Annotated in this window: 1 protein-coding gene and 1 pseudogene; both read left to right on the forward strand. The window is 52.3% G+C overall.

Annotated features, from left to right (window positions below):
- Positions 1-348 precede the first annotated feature (348 nt).
- Positions 349-546 carry a helix-turn-helix transcriptional regulator gene (locus EJP87_RS16880; RefSeq protein ID WP_227657750.1) on the forward strand — a complete coding sequence of 66 codons (198 nt, stop codon included), beginning with the start codon at positions 349-351 and terminating at the stop codon, positions 544-546.
- Positions 546-1,124: pseudogene (locus tag EJP87_RS16885) on the forward strand (hypothetical protein); the annotation flags it as partial. The gene EJP87_RS16880 and the pseudogene EJP87_RS16885, both read left to right, overlap by 1 nt.

Consider the following 1,124-nt stretch of genomic DNA (forward strand, 5'->3'; position numbering starts at 1 on the left):
ACAGGAGAAAACCATACTGGAAAAGTTTGATCGGCTGCGGTGAGATAAATTTCTCTTCTGATTCGTCTGGAAATGGAACAAATACAATCAATAACATCCTCGGAAGTCACCCATTCCAAACAGGCGTATGATTGACATTCTCCATCATAATCAATTGTTTATGATATAAAATCATACGCCATCATACGGCTGTAACATACGGCTGCATACGGCAGTAGTATTTTCAATAAATTATCAAATCGCTAAACTCCTCTCAAGTTGGCCAGCAATTCCGGTTCCTGGTTTGGCCGACCTGGAACCATTCCAGACTTGGGAGAACAAAAAACTATGCAAACCCAAATTGCAAATATGCGTCGAGAGCAGGCTGCCGAATATCTTGGTTTGGCAGTGCCGACACTCGAAAAAATGGCCGTCCGAGGCGATGGACCCCCTTTTGCCAAACTTGGCCGACCAGTGATTTATCGCAAATCAGACTTGGATGCGTGGATAGCGGCGAGAGTTATTGTCAGTACGTCACAGGCTCCAAAAGGCCGGGGTTGCAAGTAATGACCACACAAAACAAAACCCCGGCTGGCGGGCCGGGGCGTATGGAACTGCGTCAATTTCCAAGCAATAATAGCAACTTCCGCGACGAAAGGCAAGCGGCTGAAGCATGGGCGGCGGCGGGTTTTCAAGGCATCCTCGCCGATCTGGCGGGCACGACCGGCAACCGAAATAACAGTCTGAACTCTGCAGCATTCCGAACCGGGCAGATTGTCCACCTCCTGGACCAAGGCGGGACCGAAGCGGCTTTGATCGAGACCGGGCAGGCGCTTGGGCTGCCGTTGGCCGAAGTCAAAAGCACGGTTCGTTCCGGTCTGCAAAAAGGTATGCGGTCACCCAGGCAACCGGAACAGTCAAACCATCCCGGCCAGGGCAGAGCCACGCGACCGGAACCAACTCCAACCGAAGACGACCGGGCAGAACGAGCGGCAGAATTGGCGGCGCAAATCCTGAAGCATGCGAAACCGGCAACGGCTGATTTTCCGTATCTGAGCCGGAAAGGGATTCTGCCGACCGGGAACATGTTCCAAATTTCCCTGAAACTTGTCTGGGGCGCGACAGGTTGGCAACCAAAGGGCAAG

It is taken from the genome of Candidatus Magnetaquicoccus inordinatus (assembly GCF_004217665.1).
In the GTDB taxonomy this organism is placed as follows: domain Bacteria; phylum Pseudomonadota; class Magnetococcia; order Magnetococcales; family Magnetaquicoccaceae; genus Magnetaquicoccus; species Magnetaquicoccus inordinatus.

What these genes read in the sequence shown, in the direction of transcription:
- EJP87_RS16880 (WP_227657750.1), top strand. Translation starts at nt 349, where the DNA reads ATGCGTCGAGAGCAGGCTGCCGAATATCTTGGTTTGGCAGTGCCGACA.